This is a genomic window from Bifidobacterium sp. POST2/T3 (B1) (assembly GCF_058197115.1).
Map to the genome: position 1 here is coordinate 1 of NZ_JBVPQK010000466.1, position 2006 is coordinate 2006.

Genomic DNA, 2006 nt, shown 5'->3' on the forward strand with positions numbered 1-2006 from the left:
TCGCACTGGTGGAAGACCGGGGTATGGGTCGCATCCAGTTCGTCCGTGCGGAAGACCCTGCCCGTGCAAGCCACGTAGAGCGGCACACCACGGGTTATCAGTGAACGGGCCTGGTCAGGCGAGGTATGGGTGCGCATGACCATGTTGGACCCGACGAAACCGGCGGCATCCCTGGCCTGGCTGCCCTTGACGTAGAAGGTGTCCTGCATCTGGCGGGCAGGGTGGTCAGGGCCGAAGTTGAGGGCATCGAAGTTGTACCATTCGGCTTCCAGCTCGGGGCCCTGGGCGATGCTCCAACCCATGGAGACGAAGAAATCCTCCACATCCTCCATGAGTTTGGACAACGGGTGGCGGGCGCCCTGGGGACGGCGGTTGACCGGCAGGGTCATATCCACCTGTTCGGCGGCCAGGCGGCGGGACTCCTCCTCCTGGCGCAGCTGCCGCTCCTTGAGCCCGTAGGCACGGCCGAAGTCAGCCTTGAGCTTGCCCGCTAGACGCCCGGCGGTCTTCTTCTGATCCGCTGGCAGCCTACCGATGATCCGTCCGGATCCGGCCAGGGCTGAACCTGTCCCCGCATACCGGGCCTTGATCGCCTTGAGTTCTTCCAGATCGGAGGCTTCGCGAATCCTGCCGATGCCCTCGTTGACCTCGTCGGTCATCGCCGCGGGGTCGAATTCTACCTGTGCCACCATGGACCTTTCCACTGTTGCCAATGCCGTGTCCGGGCCGCAAATCAGCGGAAATCCCGGTCGTTGACGCCTTCACATTCTTTCAATACGACTCGACATGGCCATGGCGTAGAGCAGCACCGCAGCAGAGGTGGCCAAGTTGAGGGATTCTGCCCGCCCGTATATAGGGATGCGGACGATCTGATCCATGGCCTGCAGCAACTCGTTGGGCAGACCGCGTGCCTCATTGCCGAAGAGCAGAACCATGGGCCGACCCGCCGAGTCTGGCCTGGTCAGGGCTCCGCTCGCCATCAGATCGGCCAGGGAGCGGACGGGCTTATCCGGTGTTCCATAGACATCGGCCGCCACCATGGTCCGACCCTGCCGTCTGCACAGGGCCAGGAAGTCCTCGGTGCTCATGGTCATCAGGGGTATGTGAAAGGCCGATCCAGCCGTAGAGCGAATGACCTTAGGATTGGTGAGTTCCACGCACTGGTCCACAAGGATGACTGCCTTGCAGCCAGCAGCATCGGCAGTGCGGATCACAGTGCCAGCATTGCCCGGGTCGCGAATCTGCCAGAAAGCTGCCACCAGGTCGGGCCCCTTTTTCGTCAGGCGCTGGGGATCTTCGAAGTCCATCGATTGTGTCAGAAATCCGTCCGCACGCGCCTGGGCCAAGATCCCCTGCGCATTGCCGCTGATGGCACGCATGACCCTGGCGGAGACGAAATGTCCGTAGCAGTCAGGAAGCTCCCGAGCCTGCTCCATGATGGCGCCTACAGTCTCGTTGAGCGGGCGCAGATGGCTTCCCTGGGCTGCAGGAGAGGACTCATCCGCCTGAATATAGAGGTCAGTCAGCAGGTCGGGACGCCAGCGGACCGCCTCGCGCACGCTCTGCGGCCCCTCTATCAGGAAGCGGCCATGACGCTGCCGGGCCCGCCGATCCTGCAGTTCAGCCAAGCGATGAACGCGTTGGGCACGGGGATTGTCAAGAAGGGTGTCATCAAAGGGCATGGGCACCACTCTAGCCCCGCCAGTCGAGAGCCCCGCAGTCCAGAAGCCTGCGGCTTCACCTCGGTGAATCTACATCTGTGGGAAAGTTCACTGAAAGAAAGGTCTGCGCCCCTTGTGCTCGGCGAACAAGGGGCTAGTGTGAAAGAACCGGTCGGGTCGACCACGTCCGTCGTTGGTATGGCGCAGACCGACCATGGCACATCTGGCTTGGCCAGAATCATTGTGAGGAGACAATATGCCCGTATACACACTTCCCGATCTGCCCTACGACTACTCGGCACTGGAGCCGTACGTGTCCGGCAAGATCATGGAGCTGCACCATGA

Annotated in this window: 2 protein-coding genes and 1 pseudogene; 1 reads left to right on the forward strand and 2 read right to left on the reverse strand. The window is 62.1% G+C overall.

Translation table 11 applies throughout. The features are described 5' to 3' along the window. Together AC0AP0_RS12815 and AC0AP0_RS12820 are read right to left on the reverse strand one after the other, a co-directional pair. Positions 1-692 (reverse strand): tRNA ligase subunit PheS family protein (locus tag AC0AP0_RS12815; RefSeq protein WP_490430764.1); only part of this gene is annotated, 692 nt, incomplete at its 3' end. Between the two features lie 69 nt (positions 693-761). Further along, entirely contained in the window at positions 762-1682 is a 921-nt protein-coding gene (locus AC0AP0_RS12820) for a TrmH family RNA methyltransferase (protein ID WP_490430765.1), read from the reverse strand. A gap of 235 nt (positions 1683-1917) precedes the next feature. Here AC0AP0_RS12820 and AC0AP0_RS12825 point away from each other — a divergent pair. Further along, positions 1918-2006 (forward strand): annotated as a pseudogene (locus tag AC0AP0_RS12825) (superoxide dismutase); the annotation flags it as partial.